Here is an 18817-nt window from a genome sequence, read left to right as displayed (position 1 = left end):
GCAGGGTGGTTTCATACAAAGAAAGAAAAAACCTTTTGAATTTGATTGGCTAAAGCACGTTGAGCTTGAGGGATAGTGCGAAAACCAAGAAATCTGGCAAGAGTGATGAAAAAATTATGTAAGATTGCCCAGTTAACTGGAGCATTACCACCTCTTCGCAGTGGAAAGTCTTCTGAAAAAGTCACATCGCGAACCCAATGGAGTCGGTTTTCAATTCCCCAATGTTTCTGGGTGTCGGTTAAAGCATCTTTAGCCGACATGATCTGACTACAAATATAGAACTGACGCTCTTGAAATGATTGACCATCACGGATGCCAGAACGTTCAACTTGGACAAAAGTTTTAAGTCCAGCCCACTGACTTTGTAATTTTTCTGGAGCCGCGAATACCTTACAACAACGCAAAACTTTGCGATGCCTGCGGCGGGCTACGCCTACGTGAGTATCGTCTTCTATTGTGGTAGTGCTCAAAGGTTCCTGTGTCTGTGACTGAGTTTGAGCCATTTTATAGAGTGTCGGTTGATTTTCTTTTAATCCAATCAGGTAATCATTGCCACTATCGATGATCAGCGATACAGTTTTTTTTGGCAGTGTAAAGCATCAAGGGTAAAAACGACTTGTTGACCACAAAACTCAGATATTAATTGTTTTACGATGTCTACGACGGGCTACGCCTACGCCACTTCACTAATTTTTTTGTTGGACATTGGTTGCATCCTGAGTACAATGCCCCGTTCATGACTATAAACTGATACTGTACTGATAAAGTTTTGGTAAGACTGACTGTAATCTGTGACTGTGCAACGAATGCGCAATACCCATCTATTGCCAAACGTTCTCCTGGTATTGGTGGAACAAAAACCGATGCCCAATTATTAAATAAGTCGGTAAACGGTTGAAAATCTACTGTTTTCAGTACTCGTCGAAATGTTGAATAGGATGGAAAGTTGATTGTCACATCTAGGTTTAACAGTTCAATCAAGCTCTGCCTGTGTATACGGGTAAAATCTTCGAGTGGTCGGTAGCCCCAATATCCTGTCATTGCTCCCAGCAATATTAGTAACAATACTAACCATAATTCATGTCTTCGTCCCCGGATGTGCCTATAGTCTGAGACTTGCTGCAATTGTTCGACGAGATTCATACTTGTTAGTTATCCATTTTTCTTCACCCTCTACAAACCATTATTATTTTTCTCTCGTTGTATGAAACCACCCTGCCTCCCCGCTTGCGGGGAGGGGATTAAGGGGTGGGGTGCAATGACTGTGGTGAGCATAACTAACTTATGCGGACATGATATTAGCGATCGCACAAAACCCATACAAAAAATAATAGAGTACAAACCATTAAAGGTTCATACTCCATTAAAGGGGAGAGAGCAGGACATAAGCCGGGTTCTGTTCTCTTGCGAGGGCAGTTATCTATCTGGGACGTTTGTTACCAAACGCCTCAAGCGGCTCTCATTGAGCGGAACTGGTAAAAGACCAACCGTAGTCCCTATCGCCTTGCTCCCAACCGGGGTTTACCGAGCCAGCACCTCTCGATACTGCTGGTGCGCTCTTACCGCACCTTTGCACCCTTACCAAGTTGGGGATTTGGGATTTGGGATTGGGGATTAGGAAAATTATTCCCAGTCCCCAGCCCCTAGTCCCCAGTCCCTAGTCCTGGCGGTATCTTTCTGTGGCACTATCCTCACGATCGCTCGCACTGGACGTTATCCAGCAAGTTTGGTCTTTCGGGAGTCCGGACTTTCCTCAAACCAGTAACTATGACTGATCTGCAACCGCCTGCGCCTACTCTCTCCTTAGATCCAGTGTAATCTTTGGTTGACGTAGTATGTTGACATGGCATTACTTTTTTTTATTCCAAGGTAGAGCGTAAGTCCAAGGTAGCTTCCTGACCGTGAAAGGACAATTGATAATACTAATGGGAGGAAAATCACGACCTGGGGCTAGACCTAAACGCACTTCAGATATCCTAAGCACCAGTTGCAGAGAAAAATCCAACTCCTTTTTTCTATTAATAAAGTCGTTGTACAACTTTTTTTGCCCTTTTTGTAGCCCGTTGATATCAATTAGTGGTTTTTTTGCTAAATAGGTTCCAGCTACTTGATCCCGCTCGAAAACATCTTCTGCTGTCACTGTTTCAGAAAGTGTTTTCTTGGGAGCAATCAGGCTAGGACTTTGGGGTACTGCTAAGTCGCGGGTTAAGTCTGGTGATTTCCGAATTACGCGGCGCGATTGCTTACTATGTTCAACAACTAAAGAACTATTATCCCAGTCAACATATACGGCAACATTATCTGATTTATTTTCAATGCTAATTCCTAAATCTTTCAAATCGTCAATTGGGTATGAGGATTTGAGTTTAAAGGAAATTCCAATTTTATCGTCGAGATTGTGTTCTTTGAGTTGCTCGTCAACGGTTCCTTTTTTAAACTCAAATTTAACTTGGTCATCGATGGATTCAATCATGCGGTTGAAAACATAAGAAACACCGATAATATAAATCGTCAAAACTACTAAATTCTGGTCGCTACTCCTCATAACTCAAAAATCTTAACTCCTAGTGCTAATGAATATATATTTGACTCATCGTTAATCTAAAATTTTTAATTGCGCTTGATTTCTACAGAATTTTGTAGCCAGCCTCTTCGCCAAAAAAAGAATAGCAAACTAAATGCGATCGCTAACATCACTGCCCAGCAAAGCGGATAACCCCAATACCAATTTAACTCAGGCATATTATATGGTGATTTCTCAGTATTGAAATTCATACCATATATTCCGGCCACAAAAGTCAGGGGAATAAAAATTGTTGAAACTATCGTTAGTACCTTCATGATTTCATTCATTTTATTACTCACTGCCGAAAGGTACACATCCATTAATCCAGATGATAGTTCTCGGTAAGTTTCTACCATATCCATCACTTGCACTGTATGGTCATAACAATCTCGCAGGTAGATTCGCACTTCTTCACAAATCAAATCGGGAGCATCTCGAATTAAGGAATTAATTGCATCCCTCTGGGGCCAGATAGCACGACGTAGTTGTAGTAATTCTCGTCTAATTTGATAAATACTTTGTAGTGTTTGGGGAGTAGGTTTAACTATTACTTCTTCCTCTAACTCTTCGATTCGCTCACCATAAAGCTCCAGTACGGGGAAAAAGCCATCAATAATTGCATCTAACAGAGCATAGGCTAAATAATCTGTTCCCTGTTTACGGATGGTACCTTTGTTTTTTTCAATTCGCGATCGCACCGCTTCAAAGCAATCATGTTCTGGTTCCTCTTGCACTGTCAGCAGATAATTTTTTCCTAATATCAAACTCACTTGCTCGCTATAAAAACCACATGTTTTTTCCTTTGGGACTACCATCCGGGCAATAAATAGCAATTGGTCTTCATAATCCTCTGTTTTCGGACGCTCCGGCACATTGACTATATCTTCTAAAACTAGAGGATGTAACTTAAAAACGTTACCCAATCGTTGTAATATGTCTTGACTACCTAAACCTTGTACGTCTACCCAAGAAACCGATTCTGCTTCTAGATAAGAGACACACTCCTCTGGAGTTTCTATTTGTTCGCGGATGAAATTGGTTTGGTTATAGTCAATCAAAAAAATTATTGGTGGTGGAGCATCTGCATCAATAAAAATGGTTCCAGGTATAGTCCCTGGTTGGTGATGGAACTCGTCTTCATACAGCTTGGTGAGTAGTTTAGGAAGGCGACGTATTTTTCGTGCCATGCAATATTACCTAATAGTCATTTGTCATTGGTCATTTGTCATTTGTCATTAGTAAATAACAAAGGACATAAGGATAACTTACACGTTATTTTACAAAAATTAATATAAAGACGGTAATTTCTAAATTAGGCAATTATTTAGATTGCTAATTAGGTCATCACCCAGATTTAATCTGACGAATTACGAATTGGTATAACATATTGCCTCTGAATCAGCAATGTTACAAAAAAACAGTTTGCCTTGGCAAGACAAACTGTTTAAAAAATATTTATCTGGGTCAGCAGAAATTAGAACATACCCATGCCGCCCATGCCGCCCATGCCACCCATGCCGCCCATGCCGCCCATGCCACCCATGCCGCCCATGCCACCCATGCCACCCATGCCGCCCATGCCGCCCATATCAGGGGCAGCAGCAGCGGATTTCTTCTCTGGCTTTTCAACAACGATCGCTTCGGTGGTTAAGACCAAACCAGCAATGGAACCAGCGTTTTGCAAAGCTGAACGCACGACTTTGGCAGGGTCGATAATACCAGCAGCAATCAAGTCTTCAAATTCGCCAGTAGCAGCGTTGTAGCCAATGTTGAAGTCGCTCTCGCGGACTTTCGAGACGATTACAGAACCTTCCGCACCAGCGTTGTCTGCTATTTGGCGCAAGGGGGCTTCTAGCGCTCGTTCGACAATATCAGCCCCAATTCTTTCTTCGTCATTTTGTAAGGTCTTTTTAATCTCTTGTACCTTCTTAGCTAAGTGAATCAGGGTTGTCCCACCACCAGGAACGATACCTTCTTCCACAGCAGCTTTAGTAGCGTTCAGCGCGTCTTCAATCCGCAGTTTACGGTCTTTGAGTTCGGTTTCGGTTGCCGCACCCACTTTAATCACTGCCACGCCGCCAGCGAGCTTGGCGATGCGTTCTTGGAGTTTTTCTTGATCGTATTCAGAATCAGTTTCTTCTAACTGTCTGCGAATTTGACCAATCCGCTTTTGTACTTCTGGCTTGGTGACACTGCCAGCGACAATTGTGGTGCTTTCTTTGTCAATAGTGATTTTGCGGGCAGTTCCCAGCGCTTCTAGAGCAGCGGTATCCAAGCTTAAGCCGATTTCTTCCGAAATCAACTGTCCATCGGTGAGAATAGCAATATCTTCTAACAAAGCTTTGCGGCGATCGCCAAATCCAGGTGCTTTAATGGCAGCTACGGCTAGTACACCCCGCGCTTTGTTCACCACCAGAGTTGCCAAAGCATCACCTTCGACATCTTCAGCGATAATTAGCAAGGGCTGACCAGAACGGGCAACTTTTTCCAAAATCGGTACTAAATCTTGGATGCTGCTGATTTTTTTATCTGTCACTAAAATCCGAGCATTTTCAAATTCGACGATTTGCCGTTCGTTGTTGGTGACGAAGTAGGGAGAAATATAACCCCTGTCAATCTGCATCCCCTCAACTACTTCTAGTTCGGTGGTGAGGGATTTAGATTCTTCAACGGTAATTACACCATCTTTGGTGACTTTTTCCATTGCTTGGGCTAACATTTGGCCAACTTCTTCATCGTTACCAGCAGAGACAGTCGCAACTTGAGCGATCGCACTTCCTTCTACTGGCTTGGCTATTTTGGCAATTTCTAGTACCAATGCCTCAATAGTTTTGTCGATCCCGCGTCTCAAGCTAACAGGGTTACTACCTGCCGCGACATTCTTCAAACCTTCTCGAATTAAGGCTTGTGCTAAAACGGTGGCGGTGGTTGTCCCATCTCCAGCGACATCTTTAGTTTTTGAGGCCACTTCCTGGATGAGTCTTGCACCAGTATTTTCCAAAGGATCTTCTAATTCAATTTCCTTGGCAACAGTGATACCATCGTTGACAATTTGAGGTGCGCCAAATTTTTTCTCTAAAAGGACATTGCGACCTTTAGGCCCCAAGGTGATTTTTACAGCATCGGCAAGGGCGTTAACACCCCTTTCTAGAGCTCTCCGAGATTCCTCGTCAAATGCAATAATTTTCGCCATGTTTCATTTCTCCAGCGCTTCCATTAGACAATTTAGCACTCACAGCGCCAGAGTGCTAATCTCTCCCACCGCTCAAGTTACAAATGGAAATAAAAAAAATTGATTAATATACAGGTGATGCTCATATTAGATACTGGCAGTAATGCTTGAATTGGGAGATGAATCTAGAGAACTCCCTTAAATCCCTTGGTATTGCCGACCCTGGCGGCACCGGCTGGTTAGCAGTAGTATTTACGTTCCTTTTAGCTTGGGTTGTAACTTGGCGTTTAATTCCGACAGTACGCAAATTCGCCTTGCGGGTAGGTTGGGCTGACCAACCCAACGCCCGGCGACTCAACCGAGAACCTTTACCCAATGCCGGGGGGCTGGCTATCTACGCGGGCGTGATTGCCGCGCTGGTATTAGCTAGCCTTTTACGACCGATCGAACTCCAAAACGTATTGGCTCAGGTGCTCACTATTCTGTTGGGGGGTTCGATATTAGTCCTTGTGGGCTTTATTGACGATCAGTTTGGCTTACCGCCCTCTGTTCGATTGTGGGCGCAAATTGTCACGGCACTATTATTGGTAGCTAATGGCATCAGTGTCAAAGTCCTGTTTGGCACTCCCATCGACTCACTTCTGTCCATGTTGCTAACAGTGCTATGGGTAGTAGGGATTACCAACGCCATCAACTTGATGGATGGTATGGATGGCTTGGCAGGAGGAATCAGCTTTATTACCGCCATGAGTTTGTTGGGCGTTGCAGCTCAATTTAACAATCGTGCTGCGGCAATCTTAGTACTTGCAGCTTTGGGAGGTGCTGCACTAGGATTTTTGCGCCATAATTTCCATCCGTCACGAATTATTATGGGTGATGCCGGAGCATACTTTTTCGGCTATGTCCTGGCAGCAACTAGTATTTTAGGAAAACTGCAACAAAACACAGTTTATGCGCTAATTCCTACGGTTTTATTTCTGTTGTTACCGGTGCTAGACACCACTCAAGTATTTGTGCGGCGGCTACTAGCAGGAAATAACCCTCTCAGTACTCCTGGCAAAGACCACCTGCACCACCGCTTACTTGCTTGGGGACTCTCCCAGCGCAATGCTGCGTTTACCCTTTGGTCAATTACCTTAGTTTTCAACTTGCTGGCGATGAGAATACAAGGTATGAGTTTGGGTGTGATGCTGACAACCGCCAGTAGCATTATCCTGCTTTTGGGCTTTACAGTCTGGCAAAGGATACGCCAACAGCCTTAGTTACTGGTAGGGTGAGCATTGCAATGCTAGCCCTACTATGGTTTATTCTGTCCACAAAAAATTCAAGTTTGAGTTAAATTGTCTTGCAACCAAGCAACTAAATCTCCTTCTATGGAAAAATCCAACAGTGCCTCGGCTAGATTTTCAAGCTGTTCGATAGATAACTGGCTGATACGCTCTGACAATTGCGGACTCAAATTACCAATGCGTCGTCGCAGCAGACGCATTACTACCTCTAGAGTCTGTTCTTGCCTGACTTCATTACGGACTTCTTCAATGATATCATCACGCACTTCCTCAATGATATCATCACGCACTTCCTCATAAATTCTAGTAGTTTTGATATCAAAATCACCGAGTCCAAACATTTTTATCAACTCCTGACGACTGATACGCGGTAGTTTGTAAACTACAATTGTTTCTATTAAATCTAGCACTTTTGTTTGAAGTGCTTTATCGCTCAATTCCGAACGTGTCTTTGTAATCAAACTTTTGACTAATAAGGGAGTTTGTTTTTTATTTACAACTACTAATTTGATGATCCCAACTCCCAAGGAATATTCAGTTACTTCTCCAAGCTCGTTTAGATATAGCCTCGTTACCAATTGGCTTTCGAGTAAGACTCGATACGGTTGTACTTGGGTTGGTTCAAGGCTGCGGCGAGGGAATATAACTACTGCTCGCCAATCTGAAGTAGGTGCGTAAAGTCGTAAATACAGAAATATTTCTGAAAATAAACGAGCATAAAATTCATTATCTTTTTGAAACTGAACCTCTACAAAATAAATCGGCTGACTACTAGTATCAGCAACAGGAAGAAAGACTCCATCAATCCGAAATGCTGTTTGCTTTAATTCTACTGAAGCGAAATTATATGCATTTGCTTCTGATGGTTGCAGATTAATTAATTCAAAAAAAGCACTGGGGAAAGTTTGAAATAAACGATAAAAAATGGAGTCTGTTTTCATGCTAGTAGTCTGTCAATAAATAATTGATGGATAGATCCCCTGTAGAGACGGCGATTTATCGCGTCTCTCTAACCGTCTAAAGTAGCTCTTTATGGGGTGGGTTAAGCGCGATCGCCTTCACCCACCATCGAACACCAGAAGTTAGGAGTCCAAAGGCCAATTTGGCGGTCTTTTGGTATTTTTTAAAGCTTCATTCCGTGGGTTAAAAACCTGATTTTTCGTAGTCCACGGAGATGGAATATTAGAGAAACCGGGGATTATGAGAACTACTATCTTATGAAACGTTACGGTAATCTTTATCGAGAAATTATTGAGTTTGAAAATATATTGCTTGCGGCACGAAAAGCGCATAAATGCAAGCGTTTTCGAGAACAACTTTTACCGTTTAATTATAATTTAGAAACTGAATTAATCAAGATACAACTAAAATCGGTGCGTTACGCCGAGGGCTAACGCACCTACGAAAATTGCTGTAGACGCGATTCATCGCGTCTCTACAATTTGATGAATTAGGCCATTACCATGCCGCCATCGACGTTAAAAACTTGTCCGGTGACATAGGCGGCGGCGGGGTCAGCGGCGAGAAAGCGCACCATTCCAGCGATTTCTTCGGGTTGACCGAAGCGACCAAGTGGAATGTATTTGAGAATATCTTCAGGGTTGTTGAGATCGCTCGTCATGTCGGTGGTGATGAATCCAGGGGCGACAGCGTTAACGGTGATGCCGCGAGTAGCGAGTTCTTTGGCAACGCTTTTGGTGAAACCGATTACACCCGCTTTGGCGGCGCTGTAGTTTGACTGACCTGGGTTGCCCATTAGCCCTGCAACGGAGGTAATGTTGATAATCCGCCCCGATCGCTGCTTCAGCATAATTTTACTGATGGCGCGTGTACATAAGAAAACACCAGTTAGATTAAGGTCTATCACAGCTTGCCAATCCTCTGTCTTCAAACGCAAAAGCAGATTGTCGCGGGTAATACCTGCATTGTTGACCAAAATATCCACACGGCTGAACTTTTCCATGACGGTCTTAACTAGTGCGTCTACTTGATCGCTTTTAGAAACGTCTGCTTGGATAGCGATCGCCTGACCTCCTGCTGCTGTAATTTCTGTAACAACTGCCTCAGCCGCAGCACTAGAACTAGCATAATTGACAACTGCGATCGCTCCTTGTGAGGCTAATTCAATTGCGATCGCTCGGCCAATTCCTCTTGATGCACCTGTGACAATTGCGACTTTATCTTGTAATAGTGTCATTTAATGTTCCTCAATCTTAGAAATACCGCGCTAATTATCTTATGGTGATTTCGGGAACATCTGAATATTGTCTGAGTAAAATCCCACTCTTGCGGGATGACAATCTTGCTGTCATGCTCCAAATTAGATAGCTAATAGATAAAGTTATATGTCGTATTTAGCTAGATATAGCTATCCTGAATCAAATGCGCAGAAATAAGATCCTTGACTTGATAAAAGTCAGGGATCTGTGGATTGCAATTCTCACAAATCAAATAGGATTGCTATATAACTCGAATAACAAGAATTAACGTTTTACTATAATTAAATATTTATAGTTATTTCTTTGTGAATAGATGAATAACTTGAAGCAATATATTCACCTGGCTGGATAGACTAGAAAGTGTTGCAGCTACAACCTTCGTAGATATCACTCTCGTGAACGCCTTTATAATTATTTGGTTGGTCAGGATAGGTTTAAATACATATCTAATGCAGATGCACAACCTCAAAAAAAATACGTATTTTATTATAATGATTTAATATTTTGGGCTACTAAATCGTTCTATATTAACTAATTTAATCTTTTCCCAACAAAAACCCATGAACCTATACCTATTTTATTTTCTAAGAATTACTATTGAAACAAACAATTGAAAATCGGTGTGTGTCACATGGCAACTAAAAAGCAATTCAACAGCTTTGAAGAGATGCTGTCTGCTTCTGATGTACCTGTATTAGTAGATTTTTATGCTGACTGGTGTGGTCCCTGTCAAATGATGGTGCCAATTTTAGAGCAAGTCAATGCCCAACTTAAGGATCGCTTAAGGATTGTCAAAATCGACACAGAAAAATACACAGACTTGGCTACTGAGTATAAAATTGCTTCTCTACCAACCTTAGTACTGTTTAAGCAGGGTAAGCCTGTGGATAGGATCGAGGGAGTGATGCAAGCACCGCAGTTAGTTCAATATCTACAAACAAAGGTTTAAGCTAATACTTAGAATTTTGATTTTAGTTCTTAGAGGCGCGAAATATCGCGTCTCTTTCAATAGACCTAATTTCAAACTCCCTTTCCCAAGCTTGGAAGAGGGATGTAGGGTGAGGGCTTTTGATTCATAAAACCTTAAGTAAATGTTAAGCATATTTACTTATATATCTAGAGAAAGTAGTTTAGAAATTAAGAAGACTATATTGTATAGATATAACAAAATATATTGACAAGTAAAACAATATATGAATCACAAGCATCAAAGACCTGATAAAGCCTATATTTGGGTAAACATTGATTTTGATAAGGTTAAACATAGAATAGATGCGGTGACTTGCCAGATTGAGCAGGTTATACAAAAGCACCACCTTTCAAATCAAACTGGTAAATCAGGCAAAAGAAATAATTAGGTTATCTGTAGGGCGATATCTACGAGAAGGGAAACGCATCTAATTTGTTTTGACAAAATGTAATACAAACCTTAGTGGGGTTCAGCATTGAGTAAAGATTTTTTTGTCACGATACTAGTGAGACAGGGCAATATTGTTATGACTGTGAACTTTGTTACCCAATCTCTAAATCCCCCAAAAAATTGGGGGACTTTGACTCCCTACTCCCAATCTCTTAAAAGGTAAAAGTAGTCCGAAGTACACCTACAGTCGTAGTCTCATTGTTGCCGTTACCTTCTGGGTTAAAGAGAACAAATGCACCAGGGGTAATGCTGATATTATCGCTAATTTGAAGGCGGTAATAGGCTTCTAAATGGTAAGGAGTCGCCCGATTGTCGCCTGTGGGCGTAAGTTGAGCAGAACCACCAGTATCACTACGGAAAAGCGGCTGACCAAAAAGAATCCCAGCAGTGTTTCCTGACTTGAATAAATCTTTGAAGTGAACTCCCGCCATCCAACTTGTAAAGGTAGTGGAAGCATCCACGCTATTGGAAGCAGCATCAACAAATATTGCTGCACCGTAGCCAGATAAGGCTATCTTGGGAGATAATCGCCATGTTACCGTACCACCAACAGAGTTGAGTGTGAGCGGTGTTCCAGTTGCAACCCCTGCTAAAGCACCGATATCACTACTAACTAATCCTGTAGCCAAAATATTGATTTCGTGATAACTGTGGGCATAGTTTAAACCAATATCCAGAGCGGGACTTGGCTTAAAGGTTAACTGTGTGGCAATAATACTACTACCACTAAATAAACCTGCTCCCAAAGGTGTAGTAGAAACTCCTGGTACTGCCTCACTAGCAGATTTTTCGGGTAAATTGGCATTTACACTGCCGTATAAAGCTCTTAAATCCAAATTTGGCGAAATATTAAAAATAAATCCCGCCGCCGATGCTAAACCAGTACCCGAAGTTCCACCAGAAACCCGTAGCACAGGATTCAAGCCGGCGAAACGAGATATTGACTCTTGTCCTTCACCATAAAAAGGCGTAATTGCTGGGAAAGCATCTGATGTTTCCGCCGCAGTTCCCGCAAACAAGGTTAATTTATTAGCAACGGGAAAAATATACAGCAATTTGTAAAGCTGAACGCTGTTTGCGCCAACACCCGACAAAGTATTGACATTTAACCCCGGAAATTGCGGCTCAAAACTGGTACGAGCGCTACTTGCACTTAAAAGCGGCGAAGCTAATCCTAAACTTTGTTGTAAGCTACCCTGTCCATCGGCTCCACCCAAAAAGTTATAGGCTTGCAATCCAGTAATTAATGAATCTTTACCAGTAAAGCTAGTGGTGAGATTTAATCGCACTCTATTGACTAGGATGATGTTCGGGTCACTGTCATTAGGAGCGCCACCGCTAGCACCAACACCAGCAATAATTACCTCACCATTGAGTTTGGTCGTAGTAGAAAACTGATTTGCTTCTAGTTCTGCTGTGCGAGCTTCTACAGCATCTACTCGACCTCGCAATGTTGCCAATTCCGCCGCAAATTGTTCTTGTAGTTTCTGCAACGTGGCTAAATCTTCTTTTTTGACCAAATCACCAGTTGCAGTCGCAATCAGTTCGTTGATTCGCTCTAAACAAGCATTTAAGCCAGCAGCAAATTCATAGCGAGTCATCGCCCGATTACCGCGATAGGTTTGATTGGGATAACCTGCGATACAACCATAGCGCTCGACTAAAGATTGGAGTGCCTGAAAAGCCCAATCGGTCGGCTGTACATCAGACAATTGGGATACGGATGTTACTTGTGCAAGTTTGTCTGAAGATGGAGATGAACTTGCAGATTGTGCTGTGGTTGGCTGCCAAAAGTTAACAGCAGAATCTACTCCTAAATCTTGACTTTTTTGCTGTTGATTGACTGAGGGTAAATTTTTTTGACTATCATTAGCTATCAGCAATTGACTGGAGATATTATTTGCTAAATCGCTTTGATGAGAATCATTTTTTTGATAGCTGCTGTCATCTGCATTAACAGCTACGTTTTTATCTGCAATTTCTAAATTAGGAAGGGCTTGCACAGGTAATAACCCGGCAATTAAACATAAAAACCCCATCCCACTAGCAGAAGCTAGTAGATATTTTGCCATGATAACTCCCAACACCTACAAAATAATGGAAAAATTAATTGCGATTTAAAAATGGATTGATAAGTCAACTTAAAGTAGATTTATAAAAAAATCTTATTAACTTTAAATTTTGGATATCAGGATTTTTCTCTGAATTGACTTACCAGAACCTCAGCTTATATCGCAAGTGTTAAATTATAGTAAATACTATTTTTGGAAAGAATTAACAACAAATGATATTGGTAGTTATTATAATTACTATTGACAAAAGAATAATTACAGAAGTCTAATTTTGTGATATCGAATATAGTATTGAACCGACATCCGCGACTTAATATCTACCAAAGAATAATTTACTCAAAAAAAATCAAGAGGCTGCGATCGCTGCTCGATTTGGGTGTAGGCTAAGATCGGGAAGAAACAGCATATCGTAGTCCACGATTTCTCTGATTGAGATATTTCAAGTATTCAATCCCACCAATAACAAACAACGACCGCATCACAATCCTGGTGAACATCTTCACCCATAGCGCTCCTTCCAATCTAGTTCTCAGTCGGCGCTTCAGGCGCAAACCATAATCTTCATTCGTGCCATCACTTACCTCTACTGAATCAGCTCGCCATTTTTTGCCTAAGTCTAAAAGCTCTGACACTTTTGTGTCTTGGTTCTCTGTGAGAATGTACAGTGTATCGGCAGGATAGGCAATGAAATGAATGATGCTGGTTTCAGGCATGAGACGATAGTTTGCCATTGCAAGTAGGGTATCGACCATACCACCAAAGCTTAAACCGTTTTCATCTGGTGCAAAGATTGGTTTTGTGAAGAGAAAGCTTGACCATAAATTTCTGTGGTTGGAAAGGTCAGTAATTACCTCTTCGCCATCAAACTCATTAAAACGACGCGGCTAAACCAAGGCAGCGAAGAGTTCTTGGGGAGAATGGGATTCCGCAATCGATTGGATTTTGCCTAAATCAAGCATCATATTGACGGTAAGTAATATTTTTAACAAAACATTTGTAACTACCCTTGCAGTTTATTTACCCAGTGCCTGCTATTCTTATAGTTACTTCGGTCTGTCATAGCAGATAGATTATCCTCGATAATGTTTTATTTGTGAGCGCTCATATACCATCGTGGTAATGTGGGTGCTTTTACTTTACAGCAGTTTTCTTTTGCATGAGGTACAAAGTCACTGGTTTTGAGGCAGGAGGCAGATCGCTTTTAGCGTCTCCCCTTGGGAGAAGGCAGGAGGCAGGAGGGAGAAGAATAATTTGATTTGTGAATCCTTCCTTGGTTCTGTACCTCATTTAGCTGCAAACTGCTGTATCAAGAAAGGCAGAAGGAATATTGCCCTCTGCCTCCTGCCTTCTTCACGCGATGTTTGGTGTTTGGTACACTAAGCTGATAATGAAGCTTTAACTTGACCAAAACGGCGATCGCGATTTTGGTAGCTCAACAAAGCCTGATAAAATGCTTCTCGATTAAAATCTGGCCAAAGAATATCGGTGAAATACATCTCTGTATACGCCATTTGCCACAAAAGAAAATTACTCAATCGCATCTCACCACTAGTACGAATCAATAAATCTGGTTCTGGAGTATCTGCCGTGTAGAGGTGTTGTTCTACAAGACTTTCATTCACTTCTTGGGCGCTGAGTTTGCCCTGTTCCACCAGTTGAGCTACTTGACGGCAAACTCTGGTAATCTCGTTGCGGCTACCGTAGTTGACTGCAACAGTAAAGTGGATTGCTTGATTGTTCAACGTCTCTGCCATTGAACGCTCCATTTCTGTCTGTAGAGACTTGGGTAAAGCCGATAAATCTCCAATAAAGGAGATGCGCACTCCTTCTCGATGCATCTGAGCCAACTCGCGATGTAGTAACCGCTCAAACAAATGCATCAGAAAATTTACTTCTTCAACAGGACGCTGCCAATTTTCTGTTGAGAAAGCATAGGCTGTCAACGCCTTGATTCCCCAATCTTTGCAGCAACGCAATAGTTCTTTGAGTGTTTTTGCTCCTTGGCGATGTCCGGCGATGCGCGGTAATCCTCGGCTGGTTGCCCATCTTCCGTTACCATCCATAATGACGGCGATATGTTGGGGTATTTTTTGGGGATTTAAATCGCTGGGTAATTTTGATTTGTCACTTGTACTGAGCGACTTGCCCTGAGCGGAGTCGTTCGCGTAGCGTCCCGTAGGGAAGGGAGCCGAAATATTTGTCATTTGTCATTTGTCCTTTGTTTTGACTAATTAGTTTCAAATAAATTTTGTAAGTACTCTGGTGTGAGGGTGTTGTTCCAACTCCACAGGCGATGCATTGTGTAAGTGAAGGTGAAGAGGAGAGTTGTTTTGTTGGTTAATGACCAAGCATTCCAGTTGAGCGTACCCATCATGCGGCGGAGAGTACGCATGAGGTTGTTGCGCTGATAGTTTTGCGATCGCGTTTTGATTAGTGTGCGTCCAATTCGCATCAACCCAGTATCAGGGAAAGTCCAGACTCCAAACCCCCAGAATTTGGTCATGTGGTTGATTTCATCCTGTGCTAGTTCTTCTAGAACATCCTGGAGTGCGCCAGTAGTGTGAGCAATCAACCAAATATAAAGACAGGTAGCACCGTATTCTGTGGCAATGCGGTGTAAGCCGTGGCGATATAGGTCTTCGTTGGGGTCATTTGTGGGGAGATAGCTTCTAACAGTCCGAAGTTTGGGGGTAATTTTCTCACCTGTTAATTGGGTGTAGACTTTGATTAATGCTGGTGTGTGCTGACGTTCTTCCTTTTCCCACAAACCAAGTTCCAGCAGTTCGCCATCTTTACCGACTGTTCCACCAACAAACCGCGCCATTTGAGGATGCAATTTTTCCAAATACTGCCGACTGGTTTGGGTATAACCGCGAATGGGCGCTTCTGTGTCCATTGCACCTATTAATATAGATAAAAATACCTCTGCGTCCAAGCCGATAATTTGATTGCGGTTAATCGTCAGCCAGTCAATGGGTTTCCAGGGACGCGGTTGGGGATTGGCAAACTGTATCGGTAAATCTTGCAGACGATCATGTAGTTTTTCGACTGCAATATATCTGTCTATGAGGGAATGAATGCGGCGCTGTGTTTGCAAGTAATGAGGACTGGGATAGCTTTGACCTGCTAAGTCTTCTGTAAGTGGGCTGAGGGTATTAAGCATATTTTTATACTTATTTTTTATCTCTATGCCCAATAGCCTAAGCGATCGCACTTTGTTTTGTCAGTCGGCTGAAGTCGGCAGTTTTATCTGATGTAGTTGGAAAAGTCGGGGAAAAAGTTGGTTAGAGAAAATTTGGGTTTAAAAACTCGCTTTTCTAGGGCTACTTTACAAAGTTCAAAGAGAGAATTGCAGAGAATGTGGCGAAATTGTTAGAACAAGGGTAGATAAAAGTTGAGTAACAGGATAAATCATGAACGTTTATAAGAGATATATCACCATTGCAGATCCAAAGCAGTTAGTATTATCTGATTTACCATTTAAAGCAGGACAGAGAGTTGAGGTGATTATTTTGACGGACGATAATCAAAGGGTTACTTTAGCAGAAGAATTAAAAAAGTTATTCAAAGAAATACAAGCGATACACGCAGATAATCCCTTGACTGATGAAGAAATAGCAGCAGAAATTGAAGCCTATAGACGGGGAGAATGAAAGTTATTATTGATACTAATATTGTAGTCTCTGCTGCTATAGCTGATAAAAATCCAGAGGCAGTAATTTTATTTGTGATTGCTAATTCTGCTTTTGAGTGGGTTGTATCGGCAGAGATTATCGCAGAGTATAAGGAAGTTTTAAAGCGTCCTCGTTTAAAATTAACTGAGGCACAATACGAAAGATGGGTTTATTTAATTGATTCAGTGACAACACTAATTGATGTGGATGTGGAAGTTGATTTCCCCAGAAATAGGAAAGATGCAAAGTTTTTAGCTTGTGCTATTGCCGCAGGAGCAGATTTTTTTATTACGGGTGATACTGATTTTAATGAAGCGCAAACTTTGTTAAACACAACTATTATTTCTCTATCTTTATTTAAAAGGTTAGTTTGTGATGTGAGGGAATAAGCTTCAATCTGGTAGGGTGCGTAAGATAGCGGCATAACACACCGTACAAAACTAAGCGATCGCACTTCGTTTTTTCAGTCGGCTGAAGTCGGCAGTTTTATCTGATGGGGTTGGAAAAGTCGGGTATTAGTCTTATCTTCTGTCTAAGAGGATGTTTGATTAGTAATTAAATTGGGAAATATAAATTAAGATTTTTAAGTTTATTCAACCCATAATTTGATGAAAAAATCAGGTGTATTATTAACTATCATTTCAATGTTAGGACTGTTATTACAGAGCTGCAACAACAAATATAAATTTTACTGGGTGCCTTCAGAAGCAATGCTGCCAACTGTACAAGTAAAAGATAAGTTACTAGTAGACACATCTAGCTACTATTCCCAAGCTCCACAAAGATATGACCTTGTATTATTTTCACCTACGGAACAGCTTAAGAAAGAACAATATACTGATCCCTTTATTAAACGTGTAGTTGGTTTACCTGGAGAAAAGATAGAAATCAAGGATGGAAAAATTTATATAAACAATCAACCTATACAAGAAAATTATATTCTCAATGGACAGAAGACATTAGTTGATATTTGTCCATTAGAATATACGCCTTATCTGTCAAAACCTGTCATTATACCCTCTAATTCGTACTTTATGCTAGGTGATAACCGCGAAAAAAGTTATGACAGTCGCTGCTGGGGTATTGTTCCAAAAAGTAATCTTATTGGCAAAGTAGTAAAAATTTTAAAGTATTAAATCGTTTGAAGTTGACGTTAAGCGAAGCGAAAGTCAATCTTCTGACAAATCTCCAAATTGCTGACGATAACGCTCAAGTTGTTGTTGCACTAATTCTAACTGCTGGCGAGTTTGCTGCTCAACTTCTTCTGGAGTTTGATAGCGCTTTCCTTGTTGGTTATACCAATACAAAACCTGACGCTGGATATTACCAGATACGTATTGCCCTCTACCAATTCCCAAACCAATTTCTGGCATCCAAAAGGGTTCACCAATTTGCAATTGATAGCTACCATCTACTAAGCGATAAACTTCAAAAGGTTGGTGACAGTCTCTTTGCCAATACTCTGGATTATAAATAATGTAGTACAATACCCCTAACTTGGCATAAGTGTCTAATTTTTTGTCGTATTCTCCACCCGGAGTTAAGGAGACAATTTCTAAAGCCAGGATAGGCACAATGTTGTTTTCTTCCCAAACAACATAGCTTTTACGAGATTTAGCTTCCTTGCGGCGTTCTACACCTAAACTCAAAAATCCGTCTGGCACAATCGGCACAAGTGGACTAACCCCTGTGGTATGGTAAACGCCCATATCCACACTGAAAAACCAGTCATTACGGTTTGCCCAAATATATTGCAGCAAGAACAGAAGCAGGTTAGGAATAAAGTTTTGGTCTTCGTTATCCACAGGAGTATCGTCTGAACAAGGAAGTTCAGCACTACTAGGCAATTGACGGGGGTCTGATTTCACCATAAGTAATGATGGTGCTAATTTTACCTAATGAGTTTTATTCTAGACGATTCGACGCGGACGATATACTTTAGATAAACGTTCTAAGTTAGTGGCGATGAAGAATTTTGATATTCAGCTAGATGAAGAATATGCTCAAAAGCTTGCTTACATTCAACAGGAGGCTGACCAAGATACAGTAGAGGCAATTAAGTCTTCGATTGAACTGCGCTATCAACAACTTCAGCAACAAAAAACAGATCCTTTAGCGAAACTCAAGCAAAGTAAATTTATCGGCTGTTTCAAAGGAGAAACTCACTTAGTACAACATTTCATTAATTCGTAGCGAATACTCTGCGTACCTCTGCGCTTACCTTTGCGCCCCTTTGCGTTTAAATTTCAACCCTCAATTCCCTATGAATTTACGCAAAGCTGTACTTAGCTGCTAATTCCGAAGCCATTGTGCGTAAGCGTTCGCGTAGCGTCTCGTAGAAAAGCCCGTCATAAATATAGCTAATGCAAGAAAAGTTGTAATAACAGCAATCCTTTCAATAACTT

At 41.5% G+C, this 18817-nt stretch carries 20 protein-coding genes and 1 other RNA gene; 8 read left to right on the top strand and 13 right to left on the bottom strand.

All coding sequences use genetic code 11. The features are described from left to right. Window positions 1–11 precede the first annotated feature (11 nt). The 6 genes from CDG76_RS31275 to groL all read right to left on the bottom strand — a co-directional run bounded on the left by CDG76_RS31275 (window position 12) and on the right by groL (window position 5759). Window positions 12–590: an ISAs1 family transposase gene (locus tag CDG76_RS31275; RefSeq protein ID WP_143854202.1), complete on the bottom strand. Its 579-nt coding sequence runs from the start codon at window positions 588–590 to the stop codon at window positions 12–14. A 67-nt stretch (window positions 591–657) separates the two neighbouring features. After that, window positions 658–1143: a transposase family protein gene (locus CDG76_RS31270; protein WP_094352720.1), complete on the bottom strand. Its 486-nt coding sequence runs from the start codon at window positions 1141–1143 to the stop codon at window positions 658–660. 227 nt (window positions 1144–1370) lie between these two features. Continuing rightward, window positions 1371–1799: RNase P RNA component class A (gene rnpB, locus CDG76_RS31265), an RNA gene on the bottom strand. A 50-nt stretch (window positions 1800–1849) separates the two neighbouring features. Then, window positions 1850–2545 carry a hypothetical protein gene (locus CDG76_RS31260; RefSeq protein WP_094352719.1) on the bottom strand — a complete coding sequence of 232 codons (696 nt, stop codon included), beginning with the start codon at window positions 2543–2545 and terminating at the stop codon, window positions 1850–1852. Window positions 2546–2610: 65 nt separating this feature from the next. Further along, a complete protein-coding gene (gene corA, locus CDG76_RS31255) occupies window positions 2611–3753 on the bottom strand; it encodes a magnesium/cobalt transporter CorA (RefSeq protein ID WP_094352718.1) in 1143 nt (380 codons plus the stop codon). A 287-nt stretch (window positions 3754–4040) separates the two neighbouring features. Continuing rightward, a complete protein-coding gene (gene groL, locus CDG76_RS31250) occupies window positions 4041–5759 on the bottom strand; it encodes a chaperonin GroEL (RefSeq protein ID WP_094352717.1) in 1719 nt (572 codons plus the stop codon). A gap of 158 nt (window positions 5760–5917) precedes the next feature. Between groL and CDG76_RS31245 the strand changes: the two genes are divergently transcribed. After that, window positions 5918–7000 (top strand): MraY family glycosyltransferase, encoded by a 1083-nt coding sequence (locus CDG76_RS31245; protein ID WP_094352716.1) that lies wholly within the window; start codon window positions 5918–5920, stop codon window positions 6998–7000. Window positions 7001–7062: 62 nt separating this feature from the next. On the opposite strand, the gene CDG76_RS31240 is transcribed toward CDG76_RS31245, so the two are convergent. Continuing rightward, the gene (locus CDG76_RS31240; protein WP_094352715.1) at window positions 7063–7968 is read right to left on the bottom strand and encodes an Rpn family recombination-promoting nuclease/putative transposase; all 906 of its coding nucleotides are present in this window, start codon (window positions 7966–7968) and stop codon (window positions 7063–7065) included. Between the two features lie 276 nt (window positions 7969–8244). Here CDG76_RS31240 and CDG76_RS36695 point away from each other — a divergent pair, with 276 nt between their 5' ends. Further along, a complete protein-coding gene (locus tag CDG76_RS36695) occupies window positions 8245–8421 on the top strand; it encodes a hypothetical protein (RefSeq protein WP_442946397.1) in 177 nt (58 codons plus the stop codon). Between the two features lie 56 nt (window positions 8422–8477). Here CDG76_RS36695 and fabG read toward each other — a convergent pair whose 3' ends face one another. After that, on the bottom strand, window positions 8478–9224 hold the full coding sequence (fabG, locus tag CDG76_RS31235; RefSeq protein ID WP_094352714.1) for a 3-oxoacyl-[acyl-carrier-protein] reductase: 747 nt from the start codon (window positions 9222–9224) through the stop codon (window positions 8478–8480). A gap of 653 nt (window positions 9225–9877) precedes the next feature. On the opposite strand from fabG, the gene trxA reads away from it, so the two are divergent. Both trxA and CDG76_RS38770 read left to right on the top strand, forming a co-directional pair. Next, window positions 9878–10195 (top strand): thioredoxin, encoded by a 318-nt coding sequence (gene trxA / locus CDG76_RS31230; protein WP_094352713.1) that lies wholly within the window; start codon window positions 9878–9880, stop codon window positions 10193–10195. A 244-nt stretch (window positions 10196–10439) separates the two neighbouring features. Next, on the top strand, window positions 10440–10604 hold the full coding sequence (locus CDG76_RS38770) for a hypothetical protein (RefSeq protein WP_223265464.1): 165 nt from the start codon (window positions 10440–10442) through the stop codon (window positions 10602–10604). 214 nt (window positions 10605–10818) lie between these two features. Here CDG76_RS38770 and CDG76_RS31225 read toward each other — a convergent pair whose 3' ends face one another. The 4 genes from CDG76_RS31225 to CDG76_RS31210 form a co-directional block, all read right to left on the bottom strand. Further along, the gene (locus CDG76_RS31225; protein ID WP_094352712.1) at window positions 10819–12738 is read right to left on the bottom strand and encodes an iron uptake porin; all 1920 of its coding nucleotides are present in this window, start codon (window positions 12736–12738) and stop codon (window positions 10819–10821) included. Window positions 12739–13121: 383 nt separating this feature from the next. Then, window positions 13122–13490 (bottom strand): hypothetical protein, encoded by a 369-nt coding sequence (locus CDG76_RS38765; RefSeq protein ID WP_223265463.1) that lies wholly within the window; start codon window positions 13488–13490, stop codon window positions 13122–13124. Between the two features lie 624 nt (window positions 13491–14114). Continuing rightward, a complete protein-coding gene (locus CDG76_RS31215; RefSeq protein WP_223265462.1) occupies window positions 14115–14942 on the bottom strand; it encodes an isoprenyl transferase in 828 nt (275 codons plus the stop codon). A gap of 23 nt (window positions 14943–14965) precedes the next feature. Then, on the bottom strand, window positions 14966–15901 hold the full coding sequence (locus CDG76_RS31210; RefSeq protein ID WP_094352711.1) for a ferritin-like domain-containing protein: 936 nt from the start codon (window positions 15899–15901) through the stop codon (window positions 14966–14968). A 250-nt stretch (window positions 15902–16151) separates the two neighbouring features. Here CDG76_RS31210 and CDG76_RS31205 point away from each other — a divergent pair, with 250 nt between their 5' ends. The 3 genes from CDG76_RS31205 to lepB all read left to right on the top strand — a co-directional run bounded on the left by CDG76_RS31205 (window position 16152) and on the right by lepB (window position 17548). Then, window positions 16152–16391 (top strand): hypothetical protein, encoded by a 240-nt coding sequence (locus CDG76_RS31205; RefSeq protein ID WP_094352710.1) that lies wholly within the window; start codon window positions 16152–16154, stop codon window positions 16389–16391. Then, window positions 16388–16801 (top strand): putative toxin-antitoxin system toxin component, PIN family, encoded by a 414-nt coding sequence (locus CDG76_RS31200; RefSeq protein WP_094352709.1) that lies wholly within the window; start codon window positions 16388–16390, stop codon window positions 16799–16801. The genes CDG76_RS31205 and CDG76_RS31200 overlap by 4 nt, the downstream gene beginning before the upstream one ends. 219 nt (window positions 16802–17020) lie before the next feature. Next, entirely contained in the window at window positions 17021–17548 is a 528-nt protein-coding gene (gene lepB, locus CDG76_RS31195) for a signal peptidase I (protein ID WP_094352708.1), read from the top strand. A 33-nt stretch (window positions 17549–17581) separates the two neighbouring features. On the opposite strand, the gene CDG76_RS31190 is transcribed toward lepB, so the two are convergent. After that, window positions 17582–18283, bottom strand: a complete 702-nt coding sequence (locus tag CDG76_RS31190) for a Uma2 family endonuclease (RefSeq protein WP_094352707.1) — start codon at window positions 18281–18283, stop codon at window positions 17582–17584. Window positions 18284–18377: 94 nt separating this feature from the next. Here CDG76_RS31190 and CDG76_RS31185 point away from each other — a divergent pair, with 94 nt between their 5' ends. Next, entirely contained in the window at window positions 18378–18605 is a 228-nt protein-coding gene (locus CDG76_RS31185; protein WP_094352706.1) for a hypothetical protein, read from the top strand. Window positions 18606–18817: the final 212 nt, after the last annotated feature.

This window comes from Nostoc sp. 'Peltigera membranacea cyanobiont' 210A, assembly GCF_002246015.1.
In the GTDB taxonomy this organism is placed as follows: Bacteria; Cyanobacteriota; Cyanobacteriia; order Cyanobacteriales; family Nostocaceae; genus Nostoc.
The sequence above is the reverse complement of the archived record's forward strand: the minus strand, read 5'-3'. Positions and strand labels throughout refer to the sequence as shown.